Source organism: Rhizobium glycinendophyticum, from assembly GCF_006443685.1.
Lineage (GTDB): Bacteria > Pseudomonadota > Alphaproteobacteria > Rhizobiales > Rhizobiaceae > Allorhizobium > Allorhizobium glycinendophyticum.
In genome coordinates this window covers 905035-923014 of record NZ_VFYP01000001.1, presented here as the reverse complement: position 1 = coordinate 923014, position 17980 = coordinate 905035, and the positions used below count along the sequence as shown (strand labels likewise).

Genomic DNA, 17980 nt, shown 5'->3' with positions numbered 1-17980 from the left:
TCAGTGACGGACCGGCGGATTTTCCGACCATTTTTGCAGGGTCGTCTTGATCAGGATGAGCGCTGCCTGCTGGGCATGGTCGCGCTCGCGAGGATCAACGATCGCCGAGAGCCGCTTCTCGAAGGCGCGCACCGTCTGGTCCACCCATTGGTGCAGGGCGGGATCGGGATAGTTGTCGAGCAGCGAGCGTAGCGCACTCTCCATCCGCCGGCGTTCAATGCTCATGGCCCCTCCGAAGGCAATTCGAGGTGAGCAGGATGCCGGATCAGCCTTGCGCGATGCTGGTCATCTTCGAACGGGAAGGCCTACTGCACCGCGGGGATGGCCTTGAGATAGGCGGCGATGGCCTCGCGATCGGAGGCCGGGAGCTGTGCCATGTTCTTCTGCACCTCAACCATGGTCCCGCCGACGCTGTCGAAATCGGGGGTAAAGCCGGTCTCCAGGTAGGCGGCGATGTCGCCCGCGCTCCAGGAGCCGATGCTCTTCGAGCCTGGAGTAATGTTCGGGATGGCGCCCTTTCCTTCCGGATTGGGTCCGCCTGCCAGCCATTGGCCGGATTTAAAGCCGCCGAGCGCATCGCGTGGCGTATGGCACTCTCCGCAATGTCCTGGGCCTTCGACGAGATACTGGCCGCGCTTCACCAGGTCCGAGGCGTCTGTCAGTTCGGCACGGGGGGCTGCACTGAAATAGAGGAATTTCCAGCCGCCGAGCGCGAGCCGCTGGTTGAAGGGGAAGGCAAGTTCATGAGCCGGTGCGAGCTTGTCGCTTGCCGGCAGGGTCTTGAGGAAACCGTAGAGATCCTTGACGTCCTGAGGCGTCATGCGGACATAGGAGCCATAGGGGAAGGACGGATAGAGATGCTCGCCGTCCCGTCCGACACCGCGGGTCATAGCATCGCCGAATTCGGCGAGCGTCCAAGCACCGATGCCGACATTGGGGTCGCTGGAAATGTTCGGGGGATGGAAGATGCCGAAATCGCTTTTGATCGGCGCGCCGCCGGAGAGGATCAGTCGGGCATCTCCCTCCGCTCCCGCCGGCGCATGGCAGCTGGCGCAGCCGCCGGCAAAGAATACTTCCCGGCCATGGGCAAGATCGGGGTCGCCGAGATTGGTCCAAACGGACAGATCCTGCCTCTCGGGCGCGGTCACCCAGAGGAATGCGCCGAAACCGGCAATACCCAGAACGGCCAAGCCGCCGAGACCTTTCAGCCAAATCGATGCCATCAGGCCATCCTTGCGAGTGAATAGGCTTCAATGAAGCCCAAATCGATGTCGGGCGCCCGAGAGCGCCCGACTGTAGGGTCAGTTCTTCTTCAGGCGATAGGTCTGGTGACAGTCGCCGCAGGTGGCGCCGATGGCCTGGAGAGCGGTGCCGACGCCTGCCTGGTCGGCTGGCATGGCGGCGAGCTGGGCTTCGGCGACCGATGCGAGCTTGGCCGACTTTGCCTTGAAGTCATCCATGTTTTCCCAAATCTTCGGGCTAGCTTCCGTATCGAGACCGGTTTCGCTGCCGGTGGGGAAATGCTCGGGGAAGGTCTTGCCGACTTCGACGAGGTTGGTCAGGGCGGTCTTTACGGCTTCGGCGTCATAGGGCTTTTCGCCCTTGGCGATCGCACCCAGTGCGCCGGCCGAAGCTCCTGCCTTCTTCATCAGTTCCTGACGGACAGTCTGCGGTTCTCCGGCTGCGATTGCAGCGGAGACGCCAAGACAGATCGCCACGGTGGCGGACAGGACGACTTTCACTTTCATAAGGCTGTTCTCCCTTGGGTCGACCGGCGCACCGGCGATCTTTTTCCGTAACGCCCGATGATTGCCGCCTCAGAGGCAGGGACAAAAGTCACAATGGAGTGAAGCGACACCGAAGGAGCAACATTCTGGGAAGGCTGACAAATCGCTGATCGATCGGTGCCAGGTATTGTCATCGAGAACTGACACCGAGAGCCAGCCTACGGCTCGGTTCACGACCGAAACCGGCGATTTCGATCCGGTCGTCGTACAATTCAAGGACTGCAAAGGCGTTGCTGTCAATCGTGTCCACCATGCCGCAGAAATTGACGAAATGCGTCGCATCGAGGGCCGCGTAGTTGCCTTTGTGCTGATGGCCGCAGAGATAGGCAATGGCGGCCGGCGCGGATGCAACGAGTTCTGCCAGCCGCTCGCTGTCCCAGAGATTGTGGTCGGAGGGGGGATGGATCGGATAGTGGCCGAGGAGGATAACGGGCTCACCTGCGGCGGCCGCATCGGTCAGGCGCTCCCGAATCCAGTCTTCCTGGGTGGCACTGATACCGGCGTTCCAGTCTTGGGCATTGGGAGCGCCGGCTGTTTTCAACCGGGCGAGACGCGCCTCGGCTTCAGCATGTCGAGGACTTCCCGGCGAGTTGGAGAAGAGGGAAATCTCGTTACCCTCGATGATCAGAAGGCGCAGACCGTTGATGCGGTGCTCATAATACGGAGCCGGCATGTCGAGGGTCGAATGGATATCCGCCAGACGATCCGCCGAGACGGAGAAATCGTGGTTGCCTGGCAGGAGAATGCGCGGATGGCGGCTTTGGCCAAGGATTTCGAGGACGGGTTCGAAGCTTTCGAAGTCCCGGTCGATGAGATCACCCAGCACGACGATGGCGTCGAGGGGCAGCGTGTTGAACCGATCGATCGCCTGTTTCAGCCTTGCCGGTACCTGGCGGAAATGCCTGTCCAGAGCGAGATCCGGCTCGCGGTCGGCGTATTGCGGATCGGCGATGATGCCGAGGCTGAGGCGAACTGACTCTTGCGTCATGATGGGTCCCTTGCGGCGCCGACAGCGAAAAGACGGCAGTTGCGCGCCGGTAAACCCGCGCTGTGACAGGGACATGACGGATGGTGCCACCCGGATGTCAGTCCGGCAGATTCGGCTGGAGTTTCGGTTGCGGAACGATGCCGCCGAACAAGGTCATGCCGATCAGCGTCAGCGGAACCGCCAGCATGGCGCCGACGGGTCCCCACAGCCAAGTCCAGAAGACAATGGCAACGAAGAGCATGAAGGCATTCATTTCCAGGCGCCGCCCCATGGCGGCGGGGATCAGGAGGTTTTCCAGAAGGCCATCGACAATGAAGAAGACGGCAGAAGGCAGAAGGCCGATCAACAGGGAATCATGCGCCAGCACACCGGCTACGGCCATGGCGAGCGTTACCGAGGCAATGCCAAGGAAGGGAATGAAGCTGAGGAGGAAGGCGGCGACGGCCCAGAGCAAGGGGCTGCCGAGGCCACCGACCCAGGCGATGATGCCAGCGACCACACCGAAGAGGGCATAGACCACCAAGGCCGTCGCGAAATAGTGACCAAGGGCCGCTTCCACCTCGTTGAAGAGGCGAATGGCTTTCAGCCTGCGCCCCCGGCTGGAGAAGGCGCGGATCAGCCCGCGCCTGAGAGCCAGACGCGACGAGAGGAAGAGGACGAGGGAGGCCATAAAGATGAAGATCTGCAGGAGTGCCGGGGTCACGCCCGTCGCAAGTGTGGACAGGATCGTGCCGGAGTTTTCCAGCATCGCCTCCGGCGAGACGGGCCCCCTGGACAGCGCATCGATCGGACGACGAAGCCAGGAGACGCCGTGCAGGTAATCAATGGCCTGCTCCAGCATTTTCGGTCCGTTCTGCATCAGCATGTTGACTGGCCCGGCAATGGTAACGGCCAAGAGACCGAGTATGCCGATGAAGACACTCGAGAGAATAATGGCCGTGAGCGTTGGCGGGACGCCCAGCCTGCCCATGCGATCAGCGGCCAGACCAAGGATCAGACCGACGACGATGGCCATGGTCAGGGGGATCAGTACGAATGAGGCGAGATGCAGGGCGATCAGCGCGAAGATGACGAAGAGCCCGATCACCGACCAGGAGACGGTGTAGTCGAGGCCCGTCTTGGCATGACGGGGCGGCCGGTGGCGACTTCTTTTCGGCTGGACCTGCAGGTTCACGGGCCGCTCCTTGAGGCTGGTGCGGCTTGGATGTCGGTTCTTGGCATGGCGATCGTTTCCCGTCGAGACAGGAACAACGCCAATGGAACATCTTCCGTTCCGCCTGCGGCCTCAATGCTGCCCCTCTTCCTCCAATCGCCTCAGTTCTGAGGCGGAACGAGCGTGATGCCGATCCCCCACGGATCAAGAAGGCGGTAGCCATCCGCAGTGCGGTCCACCTTGACCTCCTGAGCATGAAGCGACGCGAGGACGCCGGCCAGCATCTGCTGGTCGTTGAAGGTCAGCGCATAGTCGTTGAGCCCGGTCATGGAACCGGTGCGGGCGGCGGCATTTCGGCTGTTCCAGACATTGGCGGCGATGTGATGGTGGTAGGCGCCGGACGCGAAGAAGCTGGCGCCTGGATAACTCGCCATTTTCTTCAGCCCGAGCACGCCTTCGTAAAAGCGGTCCGCCTCAGGCACATTGCCGACCTGCAGATGGATATGGCCGATGGCGGCATCCGGGGCCATTCCGGACCATGGGGACTTCGGGGCGCTGTCGTAGAGCGCCTGCAGGTCGAGCCGGTCGGTTGCCATCTCGACGGTGCCGTCGGGATGGTAGGTCCATTCGGCCGGGCTCCGGTCCCGATAAACCTCGATGCCGTTGCCCTCCGGGTCGGTGAGGTAGATCGCTTCGCTCACCAGATGGTCACTCGCGCCATCGAAGCGGACACCGAGTTGGGCGGCATGGAAGAGCCAATGCGCCAGTTCCTCGCGACTGGGCATCAGGAAGGCATTGTGGAAGAGGCCGGCCGCATCGCGCGGCGCGCGGGCCGCATTGCCTCGGGTGGTGAGCGTCAGCAAGGGCTTGCCTCCAGCGCCGAGCACAACGCCGCTCGCGCTCTCTTCGAGGCGCTGCAGGCCGAGCACCTGCTGATAGTAACGGCTGAGCAGATCGAGATCGGCGACGACCAGATGCGCCTGCCCGACATGAACAGGGCGGCTGAGGGCAAAGCTTTCGACGTTGGATGCAAGGGCAGCGGTCATCTCGGTTCTCCTGGTGGCATGTCATGCCTTGCACCAAATATGGCGCGGAATGATCGTTCACAAAAGACGCCAGATGGTCGATAGCTCGTTCGAGGAATGTTGACGAAGCCGCGCTCCTCCGCAGCTTGATCCTGATCAATGCGGGAGAGCTGTCTGCGCCGCATGATCTCACCATCAGAGGAAACGCCCGGCAAGGGCACAAGGATGGAGAGCAAGATGTACAAGAAGATCGTCGTTCCAGTCGATCCAGCAGCGCTCGACAAGGGAGAGAAGATCCTGTCCAAGGCGAGTTCGCTGCTCGACGACGGCGGTGAGATCGTTCTTTTAAGCGTTGTCGAGGATATTCCCGGCTATCTGGCGATCGACATGCCCGTCGATCTCATCGAAGGTGCAATTCAGGACGCCAAAACCAAGCTGGTTGGCCTGAAGGACAAGGCGGCGGTCAGCGCCCGGGTAGAAATTCGCTCCGGTGCACCGGCCCGCGAAATCCTTGCCTCGGCCCAGGAGCATGATGCCGACCTTATCATCGTCGGCTCGCATGTGCCTGACATTTCCAACTACTTCATCGGGGCCACCGCCGACCGGCTGGTGCGCCATTCGAAGATCTCGGTTCTGGTCGATCGCTGAGGAGGATCTGATGAAACAGACAGCACAGCCCATGGACGCTGCGCATTTCGAGCGAATGCTCAAAGCCCGCAAGGCGGAGATCGAGAACCGGCTGACCAAGATCGACACGGATCTCAGTCAGCTCAAAAGCGCCGACAGCGCGGAGCGGGCGGTCGAATCCGAAAACGACGAAGTGTTGGAGGAATTCGGCCAGGTCGGCGAAGGCGAGTTGCGCGGCATCGACGCCGCGTTGGACCGTCTCCATGCCGGCACCTTTGGGACCTGTGTCAGTTGCGGCGAGCCGATCTCGGTCGAACGTCTGCAGGCCGTGCCGCATACGCCATTCTGCAAGGACTGTGCAGCGGCGCGTTGATGCTTTGCCTACGAGGGGCAGTGGGACAGGTCGGGGCGAAAGCTCCGGCCTGTCTCTTTAGTCGGGCCGCAGAGAAGCGTTACTTCTTGCGCATAGCCTCGGCGAGCGCTGCACCCAGGCCGCCCATGGCCGGCTGTTCCGGCTTTGGCGGGCGGGCGTTGGAATGTTTCATCGCATTGGCATTGCCGCGGGCATCGCCACGCATCGATGGCGCTTGAGCCTCGCCGCCATCCTTGCGCATGGTGAGCGCGATGCGCTTGCGCTTGACGTCGACCTCTACGACGCGGACTTTCACGACATCGCCGGCCTTCACCACCTCATGCGGATCCTTGACGAAGCGATCGGCAAGCTGAGAGACGTGGACGAGGCCATCCTGATGCACGCCGATATCGACGAAGGCGCCGAAGGCGGCGACATTGGTGACTGTGCCTTCTAGCGTCATGCCTATCTTGAGGTCAGTGATCTCCTCCACACCTTCGGCAAAGGTCGCCGTCTTGAAGCTTGGCCGCGGGTCGCGACCCGGCTTTTCGAGTTCGGCGAGGATGTCCTTGACCGTCGGCAGGCCGAACTGCTCATCGATGAAGCGCTTGGGGTCGAGGCTTTTCAAGGTGGCGCTGTCGCCCATCAGCGAGCGCAGGTCGCGGCCGCAGGCGGCGACGATCTTCTTCGCCACGCCGTAAGCTTCCGGGTGAACGGAGGAGGCATCGAGCGGCTCCTTGCCGTTCGGGATGCGCAAGAAGCCGGCGCATTGTTCGAAGGTACGGGCGCCGAGGCGCGGAACTTTCAAGAGATCCTTGCGGCTTTCGAATGCGCCGGTCGCGTCGCGATGGGCGACAATGGCTTCCGCTGTCGTCTTGCCGAGACCGGAAACGCGCGCGAGCAGCGGGGCGGATGCGGTGTTGAGATCGACGCCGACGGCGTTGACGGCATCTTCGACAACGGCATCGAGTGAGCGGCCGAGTTTGCCCTGATCGACGTCATGCTGGTACTGGCCAACACCGATCGACTTCGGCTCGATCTTGACGAGTTCGGCCAGCGGATCCTGCAGGCGGCGCGCAATCGAGACGGCGCCGCGGAGCGACACGTCGAGATTGGGGAACTCCTTGGCGGCGGTTTCCGAGGCCGAATAGACCGAGGCACCGGCTTCAGACACGATGACCTTGGTGGGCTTCGGCGCCGTCGACGGGAACTGGGCGAGCATGTCGGACACCAGCTTTTCCGTCTCGCGACTGCCCGTGCCATTGCCGATCGAGATCAGCTCGACCTTGTGCTTGCGGATCAGCGAAGCCAGTTCGGCCTGGGTGCCGCGGATGTCGTTCTTCGGCGGGAAGGGATAGACGGTCGTCGTTTCCACCACCTTACCCGTGCCATCGACCACGGCGACCTTGACGCCGGTGCGGATGCCGGGGTCGAGACCCATGGTCGGACGCGAGCCTGCCGGGGCCGCCAGCAGCAGGTCCTTCAGATTGCGGGCAAAGACGTGGATTGCTTCTTCCTCGGCCCGCTCGCGCAATTCGCGCATCAGGTCGAGCGAGAGGGACACGGAAAGCTTGACGCGCCAGGTCCAGCCGGCGACCTCGAGCAGCCATTGGTCGGCGGGGCCCTTGCCGGAAATGCCATAGGCAGCGGCGATCGTCCGCTGGCTGGGCTTCACCGGGGCCGTGTCATCGCGATCGACTTCGATCGAGAGCGAGAGAAACTCCTCGTTCCAGCCGCGCAGCATCGCCAGCGCCCGGTGGCCAGGGACGGTTGCCCAGCGTTCGGAATGGTCGAAATAGTCGGCAAACTTGGCGCCGGCCTCCGCCTTGCCGTCGACGAGCTTCGAATAGAGGATCGCGCGATCCTTCATGTCGTTGCGCAGGCGGCCGATGAGATCGGCGTTTTCCGAGATCTGCTCGGCAATGATGTCGCGGGCGCCTTCGAGCGCCGTCTTCACGTCCGGCACCTCTTCGGTGATGTAACCGGCTGCGAGCTGCTGCGGATCGCTCGTGCGGTCGGCGAGGATCGCATCGGCAAGCGGCTGCAGACCCTTTTCGCGGGCAATCTCGGCGCGGGTACGGCGTTTAGGCTTGTAAGGGAGATAGAGGTCTTCGAGCTCGGCCTTGGTCGCGACCTGGGCGATCTTGCGGGCGAGCTCGTCGGTCATCTTGCCCTGGCTATCGATGCTTTCAAAGATCGACTTGCGGCGGGCGGCAAGCTCGCGCAGATAGATCAGCCGTTCAGCGAGATTGCGCAGTTGGGTGTCGTCGAGACCGCCGGTCACTTCCTTGCGGTAGCGTGCGATGAAGGGAACCGTGGCACCCTCGTCCAGCAGGGCGACAGCCGCCGTCACCTGCTCGGGTCGGGCGTTGATCTCGGTGGCGATGAGGGCGGCAATGCTCTTGATGTCGTCGGCCATGGGTCTTCCGTCTGATCTGGTAAGCGGCGGACCATAGCGAGGGAATGCGGCAAGGCAACGGGCATGCGGCCCACTTCACAGGAAAGCGGGGGTTTCCAAGGTCAATTCGGCTTGACCTTTGCCCCCTTCCCCCTTAACCGCCGGACATTCCCCTGTGGCACTGGAGGCTGGTGATGAAGGTTTTGTTGATCGGGTCGGGTGGACGCGAACATGCGCTGGCCTGGAAGATCGCCCAGTCGCCACTGCTGACCAAGCTCTATGCGGCCCCCGGCAATCCCGGCATCGCCGAAGAGGCGGAACTCGTTTCACTCGACACCGATGATCACGCTGCGGTGGTCTCGTTCTGCAAGGACAAGGGCATCGACTTCGTCGTCGTCGGGCCGGAAGCACCGCTGGTCGCTGGCATTGCCGACCGTCTGCGTGAGGCCGGCATTGCCGTCTTCGGACCCTCTGCCGCTGCGGCCCAGCTCGAGGGCTCCAAGGGCTTTACCAAGGATGTCTGCGCCCGCTTCAACATCCCGACCGGGGCGTACCAGCGCTTCAACAATGCACCGAAAGCAAAAGCCTATGTGCGCCAGCAGGGTGCACCGATCGTCATCAAGGCCGATGGGCTTGCCGCCGGCAAGGGTGTCACGGTTGCGATGACGCTGGACGAGGCGCTGGCCGCCATCGACGACTGCTTCGAGGGCGCTTTTGGGGCTGCCGGCGCTGAAGTCGTGGTCGAGGCTTTTCTCGACGGCGAGGAAGCAAGCTTCTTCTGCCTATCAGACGGCAAGTGCCTTCTGCCACTTGCCACGGCTCAGGACCACAAGCGCGTGGGCGACGGCGATACCGGCCCGAATACCGGCGGCATGGGCGCCTATTCTCCTGCGCCCGTCATGACTGCGGAGATGGTCGAGCGGACGATGAAGGAGATCATCGAGCCGACCCTGCGGGGCATGGCCGAGATGGGACATCCCTTCCAGGGCGTGTTCTTCGCCGGATTGATGATCACCGAAAAGGGTCCGGAACTCATCGAATACAATGTCCGCTTCGGCGATCCGGAATGCCAGGTGCTGATGATGCGGCTGAAGAGCGATCTGTTGCCGATCCTCTACGCCTCTGCCACCGGCACGCTGGATCAGATCAAGGCCGAATGGAGCGATGACCCGGCGCTGACCGTGGTTCTCGCCTCAAAGGGTTATCCCGGCGCTTACGAAAAGGCGACGCCGATCGCTGCCCTGCCGCAAGCCGAGCTGGGCGCCAAGGTTTTCCATGCAGGAACGGCACTCAAGAACGGCCAGTTGGTGGCGACCGGCGGACGTGTGCTGAACGCCACGGCGCGCGGTGCGACCGTGGCTGCGGCTCAGGCTGCGGCCTACGACCTCGTGGACGCGGTCAACTGGGAGAACGGATTTTGCCGCCGGGATATCGGCTGGCGGGCAATTGCGCGCGAAAATTCTTGAAAGGCCGGGCTTAACGCGGAAATCCGCTCATTCGCTCAAATTTTACCAAAGCTCCTGACCGGATCGAAAGAAAGCTGCGCTAGGGTTTCCCCAACCATCGGGGAAAAGACATCATGCGCCGCATCCTTCGTACATCCATGATCCTGGCTGCAGTGGCTGGTGCAACACCGGCCCTCGCCTCCTCCATCGACCTCGTGAGCGGCCTCGCGACGAACGGCTCAAGCGTCATCCGGGTCACCTGTGCACAGTGCCCGGCCCTCCAGCCGAAGATTTCCCGAAACCGGTACCAGGTTCCGACCGTGGCGTCGGGCGACCAGTTTGCCGAAGTGGTGGACGTAAACGGCCAGAAGAAGCTTAAGCGCGTGGAAAGCTGGCTCGGTGGCTCGCCTGTCGTGTTCATGACGTCTGCCGAGGGCTGGGCGACCAAGGGCTCTGTCATCGTGGCCAATGCCCCTGCTTCGGACGGAGTGGACCCCAGCGCTACCACGGCAGCGGTTACCAATGTTTCGCTTCCCGATGGCCCGGTGCAGATCAACCAGGCAGGCTTCGAGCTTCGGCTGAAGTAACGACATCTCCCGCAGCGCCTTACGATCCGGGTTCTGCGGCACATCGTGGTGACACACGGATATAGCGCCCGGTCCAGTCCCGGGCGTTATGTCGTTTCCCTATTTATCGGGGGTGAATTCTGAGAGCCGAATATTCTTAACAGCTTAAAGTCATATCAATCTTTCGCGATGACTCTGGGGCGAGACTTCGACCGGCCATGAGGGCCGCTGCTCCCCCCTTGTTCCCGGATCTCAACCGATTGTTCGGTTCGACGAAAGCTTGCTTGGCCATGAAAAATCTCCGTATTTCCCTCCAACTCTTCGTGCTGATCGGCGGCATGATGGCGGCCTTCGCCACCGCCACCTATTTCGAAGTGCGGTCCGCAACCGCCACCATTTATCAGCAACGCTACGAATTGCTGCGGACCCAGGTGGAGTCGGCGCTTTCCATTCTCCAGGATTTCAACGACCGCGCCGTTGCTGGCGAATTTTCGGTCGACGAAGCCAAGACCCGCGCCTATGCCCTGCTGAACAAGATGAAGTTCGAGCCGGACGGCTATTTCTTCGGCTACGACTATGATGTCGTGATGGTCTTCCATCCGACATCCAAGGACGTGGGCAAGAGCAACAAGGGCAAGGCGGACGGAAACGGATTTGCCTATCGTGACGAGATGGTGCGCCTCGGCCAGGCCGGCGGCGGCTTCGTCGAATTCATCGGGCCGAAGCCGGGCAAGGATCCGGAAGATCGCACCTATCCGAAAGCTGCCTACGCCAAGGCCTTCGAGCCATGGAAGCTCGTGGTCGCCACCGGCCTCTACACGGACGACCTGAAGGCTGAAATCCGGGCCAGCATCATCAAGACCGTCAGCGTTTCGCTTGGCATTTTTGCCGCGGCTCTGATTGCTGCCTATTTCGTGGTGCGCGGCATCACCCGCCCGCTCAACGCCATCCATGATGCGCTGGAAGCGGTGGCGGACGAAAACGTCTCGATCGCCATTCCGCACACGGACATGAGCAATGAAGTCGGCATGATGGCCAAGGCGACCCAGAGCCTGCAGGAAAAGATCCGCGAGCGCCATGCGCTTGCTGCCCGCCAGGAAGAACAGCAGCGCGAACTGGATGGCGAGCGCCAGCAGAATTCGGAAATGCAGCTCGCAGACGCGCGCCAGCAGGCGCATGTCGTGGCCACGATCGGTGCATCGCTTGCCAATCTGGCGGACGGTGACCTGACCGTGCGCTGCGCCGATCTCGGCCCGAAATATGCCGGCTTGCGCGACAACTTCAACGAGGCGCTGGCGCGTCTCGAAGAAGCCATGGCCCGGGTCAACCTCAAGGGCAACGACATTGCCGTGTCGAAAGAAGAGATCCGCCGCGCCTCCGGCGAGCTTGCCACCCGCACAGAACGCCAGGCCGCGAACCTCGAGGAAACCTCGGCCGCGCTCGACGAGCTCACGGTAGCCGTTAGACAGACTGCCGACGGTGCCCGGGAAGCGGCGAGCCGTGTCGGTGCGGTTAGCGGCGAAGCAAAGCAGAGCGACGAGATCGTCACCCGCGCGATCAATGCAATGAGCGGCATCGAGCAGTCGTCGGCCGAGATCACGAAGATCATCGGCGTGATCGACGAGATCGCCTTTCAGACCAACCTTCTGGCGCTGAATGCCGGCGTCGAAGCGGCACGCGCCGGCGAAAGCGGCAAGGGTTTTGCGGTTGTTGCCCAGGAGGTGCGCGAGCTTGCCCAGCGCTCTGCTGCTGCCGCCAAGGAGATCAAGGACCAGATCGCCCGCTCGTCCGCCCAGGTCGAACAGGGCGTACAACTGGTGGGTCAGACAGGCGAGGCGCTGAAGCGTATCTCCGACCAGATCGCCAGCGCCAACGACATCGTTTCGAAGATCTCCCACAGCGCGCAGGAGCAGGACACCACCCTGCGCTCGATCTCGTCCTCGATGAACCAGCTCGATCAGGCGACACAGCAGAACGCCGCCATGGCGGAAGAGACTACGGCATCGGCCGAGGTTCTCGCCAACGACACTGGCGATCTCCTGAACCTGATCCGCAGCTTCAAGACCAGCGAGTCGGGAAGCGGCCAGCATGGTGGCCACCAGCCGATGCGCAAGGCCGGCTGACACACACTTCTTTCCCATTCGTTTCGAAGCCGTCGGCTCTTGCCGGCGGCTTTTTCGTTATGCGGTGCAGCCATGGCAATTTTGGCGCAGGCGAAGGACGATTGCGACTGCGTTTGGCCCATTCGACATATGCTAAATGTTTGTTTTCTAATATCAAAATAACTTATATTATCTTTATTTAAGTAAAATTTTACGGTCCAGGGAACACTGTGGCTACATACCGGTGGCTGCATGAGGCGCGCTCGGGCGACAGGGGAACGGTCGCCACTTCGGAAGGATACCGACCGGACAATTCCTTGCGGAGGAGGCTCCATTGAAGAATTTAAAGATTTCCAAACAACTGTTTCTGCTGATTTGCGGATTGATGCTCGCCTTCGGCGTGGCGACCTATTTCCAGATCAAGAGCACGTCCGAGGCGATTTTCGCCGAACGCTACGATCTGCTGCGCAGCCAGGTGGAGTCCTCCATCTCGATCCTCAAGGGTTACGACGCGCGGGTGAAAGCGGGCGAGATGAGCATGGAAGATGCCCGAGCCCAAGCGTTCAAGACCATGACGACGATAGCCTTTGAACCCAACGGCTACATGTTCGGCTTCGACTACGATGTCACCATGCTGTTTCATCCCGTGGCCGCGCAGATCGGCCTCAACCAAAAGGGACAGCCGGACAAGAACGGCAAGATGTTCCGCGAGGAGATGATCGAGAAGGCCCGCAACGGCGGAGGCATCACGGAATATTCGTGGAGCAAGCCCGGCGACCAGAGCGGTGACGTTTATCTGAAGGCCGCGTACAGCAAAGCCTTCGAACCATGGCAGGTCGTGGTCGGAACCGGCGTCTATATCGACGATCTCCAGCAGAAGATCAACGCAATGATCTGGAAGGCCGTGGTGATCGGCGGCAGCGTCGTGGTGTTGGGGCTGCTTGCCGCCTTCGTCATCATCCGTGGGATCAGCCGTCCGCTGACGGCGATCCATGGCGCACTGACCGCAGTGGCCGAGGAGAATGTCTCGATTGCCATTCCTCACACGGACATGGGCAACGAGGTCGGCATGATGGCAAAAGCCACGCGCGCCCTTCAGGAAAAGGTCCGCGAACGGCAGGCGCTGGCGCGCAGCCAGGCCGAGCAGCAACGGCAGATCGACCAGGAGCGCCAGCAGAACGTCGATTCGCAGCAGGCCGATGCGGCAGAGCAGGCGCGCGTCGTTTCGCAAATCGGCGTTGCGCTCGAGGCCATGGCACAAGGCGATCTGACGACGCGCTGCGGAGACCTTGGTCCTCGCTACGGCGCATTGCGCGACAACTTCAACGAGGCGCTCGATCATCTGGAAACGGCCCTGGCGCGCGTGAGCGCCAAGGGCGTCGAGATCGCCGGTTCGAAGGAAGAGATCCGCCGCGCCTCGCACACGCTGTCGCAGCGCACCGAGCATCAGGCGGCCAATCTGGAAGAGACATCGGCAGCCCTCGACGAGTTGACCGTCGCCGTTCGCCAGACGGCCGAAGGCGCGCAGGAGGCGGCACAACGCGTGCAGACGATCTCATCGGAAGCGGCGCGCTCCGACGCGGTCGTGGCTGAAGCGATCAGCGCCATGGGGGGCATCGAACAATCGTCTGCCGAGATCACCAAGATCATCGGCGTGATCGACGAAATCGCCTTCCAGACCAACCTGCTTGCGCTGAATGCCGGTGTCGAGGCTGCTCGGGCCGGCGAAAGCGGCAAGGGCTTTGCCGTCGTCGCCCAGGAGGTGCGTGAACTCGCCCAGCGTTCGGCTGCCGCCGCCAAGGAGATCAAGGACCAGATCTCCCGCTCGTCCGGTCAGGTGCGAAACGGCGTGCAGCTGGTCGGCGAGGCCGGCGCGGCGCTCAAGCGTATCTCCGACCAGATCCAGTCGGCGAGCAACATCGTGACCAAGATCGCCCATTCGGCGACAGAGCAGGACACGACGCTGCGCTCAATCTCCTCGTCGATGAACCAGCTGGACGCCGCAACCCAGCAGAATGCGGCGATGGCGGAAGAGACCACCGCTTCGGCCGAAGTATTGGCCGGTGATACGGAGGAACTCTTGAACCTGATGCGCAGCTTCCGCACCCGCGCCGAGCAGCAGGGATACAAGACGCCGATGCGCATGGCGGGCTGAGGCCACGCCATACTGATGATGGAGGCCGCCGGAGATGCCCGGCGGCTTCTTTCGTTTCAGCTCATCGATTGGACCCGTTCTGCAAGGCGCTCCAGTTCACGATCGGAGAAGACCTCGATGCCCGCCCGATGCATCAGGGCTGCCGTGACGCCGAAGCCGGGATGGCGGGTGCCGGAAAACGAGCCGTCATAGATGAAACCCGACCCGCAGGAGGGGCTGCCGTCGATGAGCAGCGCTACGTCGCAGCCATGCTCGCGGGCGAAGGCGACGGCCTTCTTACCACCCTCGATGAATTCTGCGGTCACATCGCCACCGGTGACTTCGAGCACGCGGGCGCGGCCGGCGAGTACGTCCTCGCCATTCATGCCGTCTTCGATTTCAGCGGGCGGACGCGGGGTGGGCAGACCGCCGGCCTGTTCGGGACAGTACCCGACGAGGCGGTCCTCGGCCTTCCAGCGCTCGATCAGCGGATCATTGAGCGGCTTGCCCTTGCCGTCATAACGGACGGGGCGGCCGAGCAGGCAGGCGCTGATGAGGATTTTGGGGAGCATTTTAGCAATACCAAAGTGGTCGCGCGGGCGATATCTGCAGCAGCTTAGGTTTCTTGAGAAGCTCGCGTACGAAGATGACGTTCCCGCATGAGGGCCTTGAATTCCTCGCACTCGAACGGCACAGACGGCCCGCTGTTCTCACCCGCGATCAGCGCATTGCGCAGCCATTCGATCCGCGCCTGCTCTTCCTGCAGAAGCGTGAGTCCGGCCTCGACCACGTCTTCGGCAGACTTGAACACGCCACTTTCGAGCTGGGCCTCGACGAAGCTGTCATAGGGCTCGGCAATGGTGACCTGAACGGGCTTCATGGGGGGCTCCGGCTGTATGTTGCTCCAACCTAGCACAAGATGCTGATCTCGGAAAACTCGCCGCGTGAAACGAAAGACCCCGCCGAAGCGGGGTCTCACATCATCAGCCGGTGATCTTGGAGAAGTCGGCGACCGTGGCGGTCGCCTCACGAATGGCCTTCAGGAGCGCCAGGCGGTTGGCGCGGATGGCGGCGTCCTCGTCATTGACCAGCACGTCCTCGAAGAATCTGTCGACCGGGCCGCGCAGCGTCGAGAGCGCCTGCATGGCGGAGCGGAAGTCTTCCGCTGCGACCGCTTCAGCCGCCGATTTCGAGGCGGACTGGATGGCGGCGAATAGCGCCTTCTCGGCATCAAGCGTCAGGAGCGCTTCCGAGACGCCATCGGCAACGACGGTGCCCTTCTTCTCTTCGGCGGCCAAGAGCTGAGTGGCGCGCTTGGTGCCGGCGAGCAGATTCAAGCCGTCTTCCGAGGTGATGAAGGCGGTGAGCGCCTCGGCCTTGCGGGCGACCATCAAGAGATCGTCGGCATCAGGCGTCAGCACGGCATCGATGATGTCGTGGCGGGCGCCCTGGTCGCGCAGATAGACCTTGAGGCGGTCGTGGAAGAAGGAGAGGAGGTCGGCATCCTTGGCGACGGACACCAGCGGCAGACGGATACCCCTTTCCAAAATCATCCGCACCACGCCCAGTGCCGCGCGGCGCAGCGCATAAGGGTCCTTCGAGCCGGTCGGCTTTTCGTCAATTGCCCAGAAGCCGACGAGCGTATCCAGCTTGTCTGCGAGCGCGACGGTCAGGCCCACCTTGTCTTCCGGGAGACGGTCGGAGGGGCCGTTCGGCTTCCAGTGGTCTTCGATCGCGGCAGCGACGGAGGCATTCTCGCCCTGCAGGAGCGCATACTTGCGGCCCATGGCGCCCTGGAGTTCGGGGAATTCGCCGACGGCTTCGGTGCGCAGGTCGGCCTTCGCCAGCACCACGGCGCGGTCGACGAGGGCGATGAAGGTGTCGAGATCGGGGTCCTGCCCCTCACCCCCGGCTTCGCCGGACCCTCTCCCCGCAAGCGGGGCGAGGGGGACGCCGGCGCCGGCGGGTTCGCCCTTCTCCCCGTTCAACGGGGAGAAGGTGGCCGACAGGCCGGATGAGGGGCTGTTTCGCGACGTATAAACGATCGGTGCCAGCACCTTGGCCAGTTCGCGGATACGCGCGACGCGCTCCCCCTGCGTTCCGAGCTTGGCGTGGAAGGTCACGTTCAGCGCGTCGAGCTTGGCCATGCGCTGATCGAGCGGCTTCTTGAGATCCAGGTCGAACTTGGCGGCAGAGGCCTTCAGCGTATCGAGGTCCGGCAGGTCGCCCTGATCGCGCTTCCAGAAGTGCAGGGCATCCGACAGGCGGGCGCGCACGACCTTGCCATTGCCATGCATGATCTCGCGGCCGCCATCGGTGGCCTGGATGTTGGAAATCAGGATGAAATGGTTGGAGAGCTTGTCCGTCTCACCCTGCGGGCGCACGACAAAGCACTTCTGGTTGGTCTTGATCGTCAGACGGATGATCTCGGCGGGGATCGAGAGATAGTCCTCCTCGAAGGTGCCGAGAAGAACCTGCGGCCATTCGACGAGGCCGGAGACTTCCTCCAGCAGGCCTTCGTCCTCAACGAGTTCGAGGCCGTTGGCAAAGGCGATGTCGCGGGCGTCGTGCAGGATCATGTCCTTGCGGCGCTCGGCATCGAGGATGACCTTGGCGCGTTCGAGGCTCGAGACGTAGTCGTCGAAGCGCTTGACGGTGATGGCGTCAGGCGCATGGAAGCGGTGACCATAGGTGACATTCCCCGCCACGATGCCGTCGATCTCGAAGGGAATGACCTGAACTTCATCATGCTCGGGGCCGAAGGTGCAGACGATCGACTGCAGCGGGCGCACCCAGCGCAGGCTTTCCATGCCCTTGCCCTCGATTCCGCCATAGCCGGAGCCCTTCGGCATGGAGGCAAAACCGGAGCGCATCGACTTCGGCCAGGGGAATGTGCGGATGATGCCCGGCATCACATCGGCGATGATCTCTTCCGCCGCACGACCGGGCTTTTCCAGATAGGCGACATAGAAATCGCCCTTTTTCGGATCAGTCTTGATCGTGGCCTGGTCGATCGAGGTGAGGCCCGCGCCACGCAGGAAGCCGTCGATCGCGCCTTGAGGTGCCGAAACGCTCGGGCCCTTCTTCTCTTCCTTGATGTCGGCAGAACGGGCGGTCAGGCCACGGATATCGAGCGTCAGGCGCCGCGGCGTCCAGTGTTCGCGTGCGCCCTCGTAAGTCAGACCAGCATCAACCAGCGCATCCGTGACCATCTTCTTCAGATCGCCAGCCGCCTTGCGCTGCATGCGGGCCGGGATTTCTTCGGAGCGGAGTTCGAGCAGGAGATCGGGCATGGGGACTGACTTTTTGAACTGTTGCGAAAGGCTGCGCGGGACTTAGCAAGCCGCGCGGCAAAAGTCATCCATGGATGCGTGCAAAATGGCAGCGGATCAGGCGGCGGTAA

The 17980-nt window shown here is 62.4% G+C and carries 16 protein-coding genes; 6 read left to right on the top strand and 10 right to left on the bottom strand.

The annotated features are described in order from the left end of the window. The 6 genes from FJQ55_RS04420 to FJQ55_RS04395 form a co-directional block, all read right to left on the bottom strand. Positions 1-225, bottom strand: coding sequence for a hypothetical protein (locus FJQ55_RS04420; RefSeq protein WP_062275898.1), 225 nt, complete (start codon positions 223-225; stop codon positions 1-3). Positions 226-305: 80 nt separating this feature from the next. Further along, positions 306-1223: a cytochrome c gene (locus tag FJQ55_RS04415; RefSeq protein ID WP_140826477.1), complete on the bottom strand. Its 918-nt coding sequence runs from the start codon at positions 1221-1223 to the stop codon at positions 306-308. 78 nt (positions 1224-1301) lie between these two features. Then, the gene (locus FJQ55_RS04410; protein WP_140826476.1) at positions 1302-1748 is read right to left on the bottom strand and encodes a c-type cytochrome; all 447 of its coding nucleotides are present in this window, start codon (positions 1746-1748) and stop codon (positions 1302-1304) included. Between the two features lie 169 nt (positions 1749-1917). Beyond that, positions 1918-2775, bottom strand: a complete 858-nt coding sequence (locus FJQ55_RS04405) for a metallophosphoesterase (protein WP_140826475.1) — start codon at positions 2773-2775, stop codon at positions 1918-1920. Between the two features lie 97 nt (positions 2776-2872). Then, positions 2873-3949, bottom strand: a complete 1077-nt coding sequence (locus FJQ55_RS04400) for an AI-2E family transporter (RefSeq protein ID WP_140826474.1) — start codon at positions 3947-3949, stop codon at positions 2873-2875. Between the two features lie 140 nt (positions 3950-4089). After that, a complete protein-coding gene (locus tag FJQ55_RS04395) occupies positions 4090-4974 on the bottom strand; it encodes a VOC family protein (RefSeq protein WP_140826473.1) in 885 nt (294 codons plus the stop codon). Positions 4975-5190: 216 nt separating this feature from the next. On the opposite strand from FJQ55_RS04395, the gene FJQ55_RS04390 reads away from it, so the two are divergent. Continuing rightward, positions 5191-5601 (top strand): universal stress protein, encoded by a 411-nt coding sequence (locus FJQ55_RS04390; protein WP_140826472.1) that lies wholly within the window; start codon positions 5191-5193, stop codon positions 5599-5601. Positions 5602-5611: 10 nt separating this feature from the next. Continuing rightward, entirely contained in the window at positions 5612-5953 is a 342-nt protein-coding gene (locus FJQ55_RS04385; protein ID WP_425467502.1) for a TraR/DksA family transcriptional regulator, read from the top strand. Between the two features lie 79 nt (positions 5954-6032). Here FJQ55_RS04385 and FJQ55_RS04380 read toward each other — a convergent pair whose 3' ends face one another. Continuing rightward, on the bottom strand, positions 6033-8351 hold the full coding sequence (locus tag FJQ55_RS04380; protein ID WP_140826471.1) for a Tex family protein: 2319 nt from the start codon (positions 8349-8351) through the stop codon (positions 6033-6035). Between the two features lie 173 nt (positions 8352-8524). Between FJQ55_RS04380 and purD the strand changes: the two genes are divergently transcribed. The 4 genes from purD to FJQ55_RS04360 all read left to right on the top strand — a co-directional run bounded on the left by purD (position 8525) and on the right by FJQ55_RS04360 (position 14598). Continuing rightward, positions 8525-9796, top strand: a complete 1272-nt coding sequence (gene purD, locus FJQ55_RS04375) for a phosphoribosylamine--glycine ligase (RefSeq protein ID WP_140826470.1) — start codon at positions 8525-8527, stop codon at positions 9794-9796. Between the two features lie 113 nt (positions 9797-9909). Next, the gene (locus FJQ55_RS04370; protein ID WP_140826469.1) at positions 9910-10362 is read left to right on the top strand and encodes a plant virulence effector HPE1-like domain-containing protein; all 453 of its coding nucleotides are present in this window, start codon (positions 9910-9912) and stop codon (positions 10360-10362) included. Between the two features lie 269 nt (positions 10363-10631). Beyond that, positions 10632-12464, top strand: a complete 1833-nt coding sequence (locus FJQ55_RS04365; protein ID WP_140826468.1) for a methyl-accepting chemotaxis protein — start codon at positions 10632-10634, stop codon at positions 12462-12464. Between the two features lie 313 nt (positions 12465-12777). Next, a complete protein-coding gene (locus FJQ55_RS04360; RefSeq protein WP_140826467.1) occupies positions 12778-14598 on the top strand; it encodes a methyl-accepting chemotaxis protein in 1821 nt (606 codons plus the stop codon). Positions 14599-14654: 56 nt separating this feature from the next. Here FJQ55_RS04360 and FJQ55_RS04355 read toward each other — a convergent pair whose 3' ends face one another. From FJQ55_RS04355 to glyS, 3 genes are all read right to left on the bottom strand, one after another. Next, a complete protein-coding gene (locus FJQ55_RS04355; protein ID WP_140826466.1) occupies positions 14655-15149 on the bottom strand; it encodes a 2-thiouracil desulfurase family protein in 495 nt (164 codons plus the stop codon). A 44-nt stretch (positions 15150-15193) separates the two neighbouring features. Beyond that, a complete protein-coding gene (locus tag FJQ55_RS04350) occupies positions 15194-15457 on the bottom strand; it encodes a type II toxin-antitoxin system ParD family antitoxin (protein WP_140826465.1) in 264 nt (87 codons plus the stop codon). A 103-nt stretch (positions 15458-15560) separates the two neighbouring features. Next, a complete protein-coding gene (gene glyS / locus FJQ55_RS04345; protein ID WP_140826464.1) occupies positions 15561-17870 on the bottom strand; it encodes a glycine--tRNA ligase subunit beta in 2310 nt (769 codons plus the stop codon). Positions 17871-17980 lie beyond the last annotated feature (110 nt).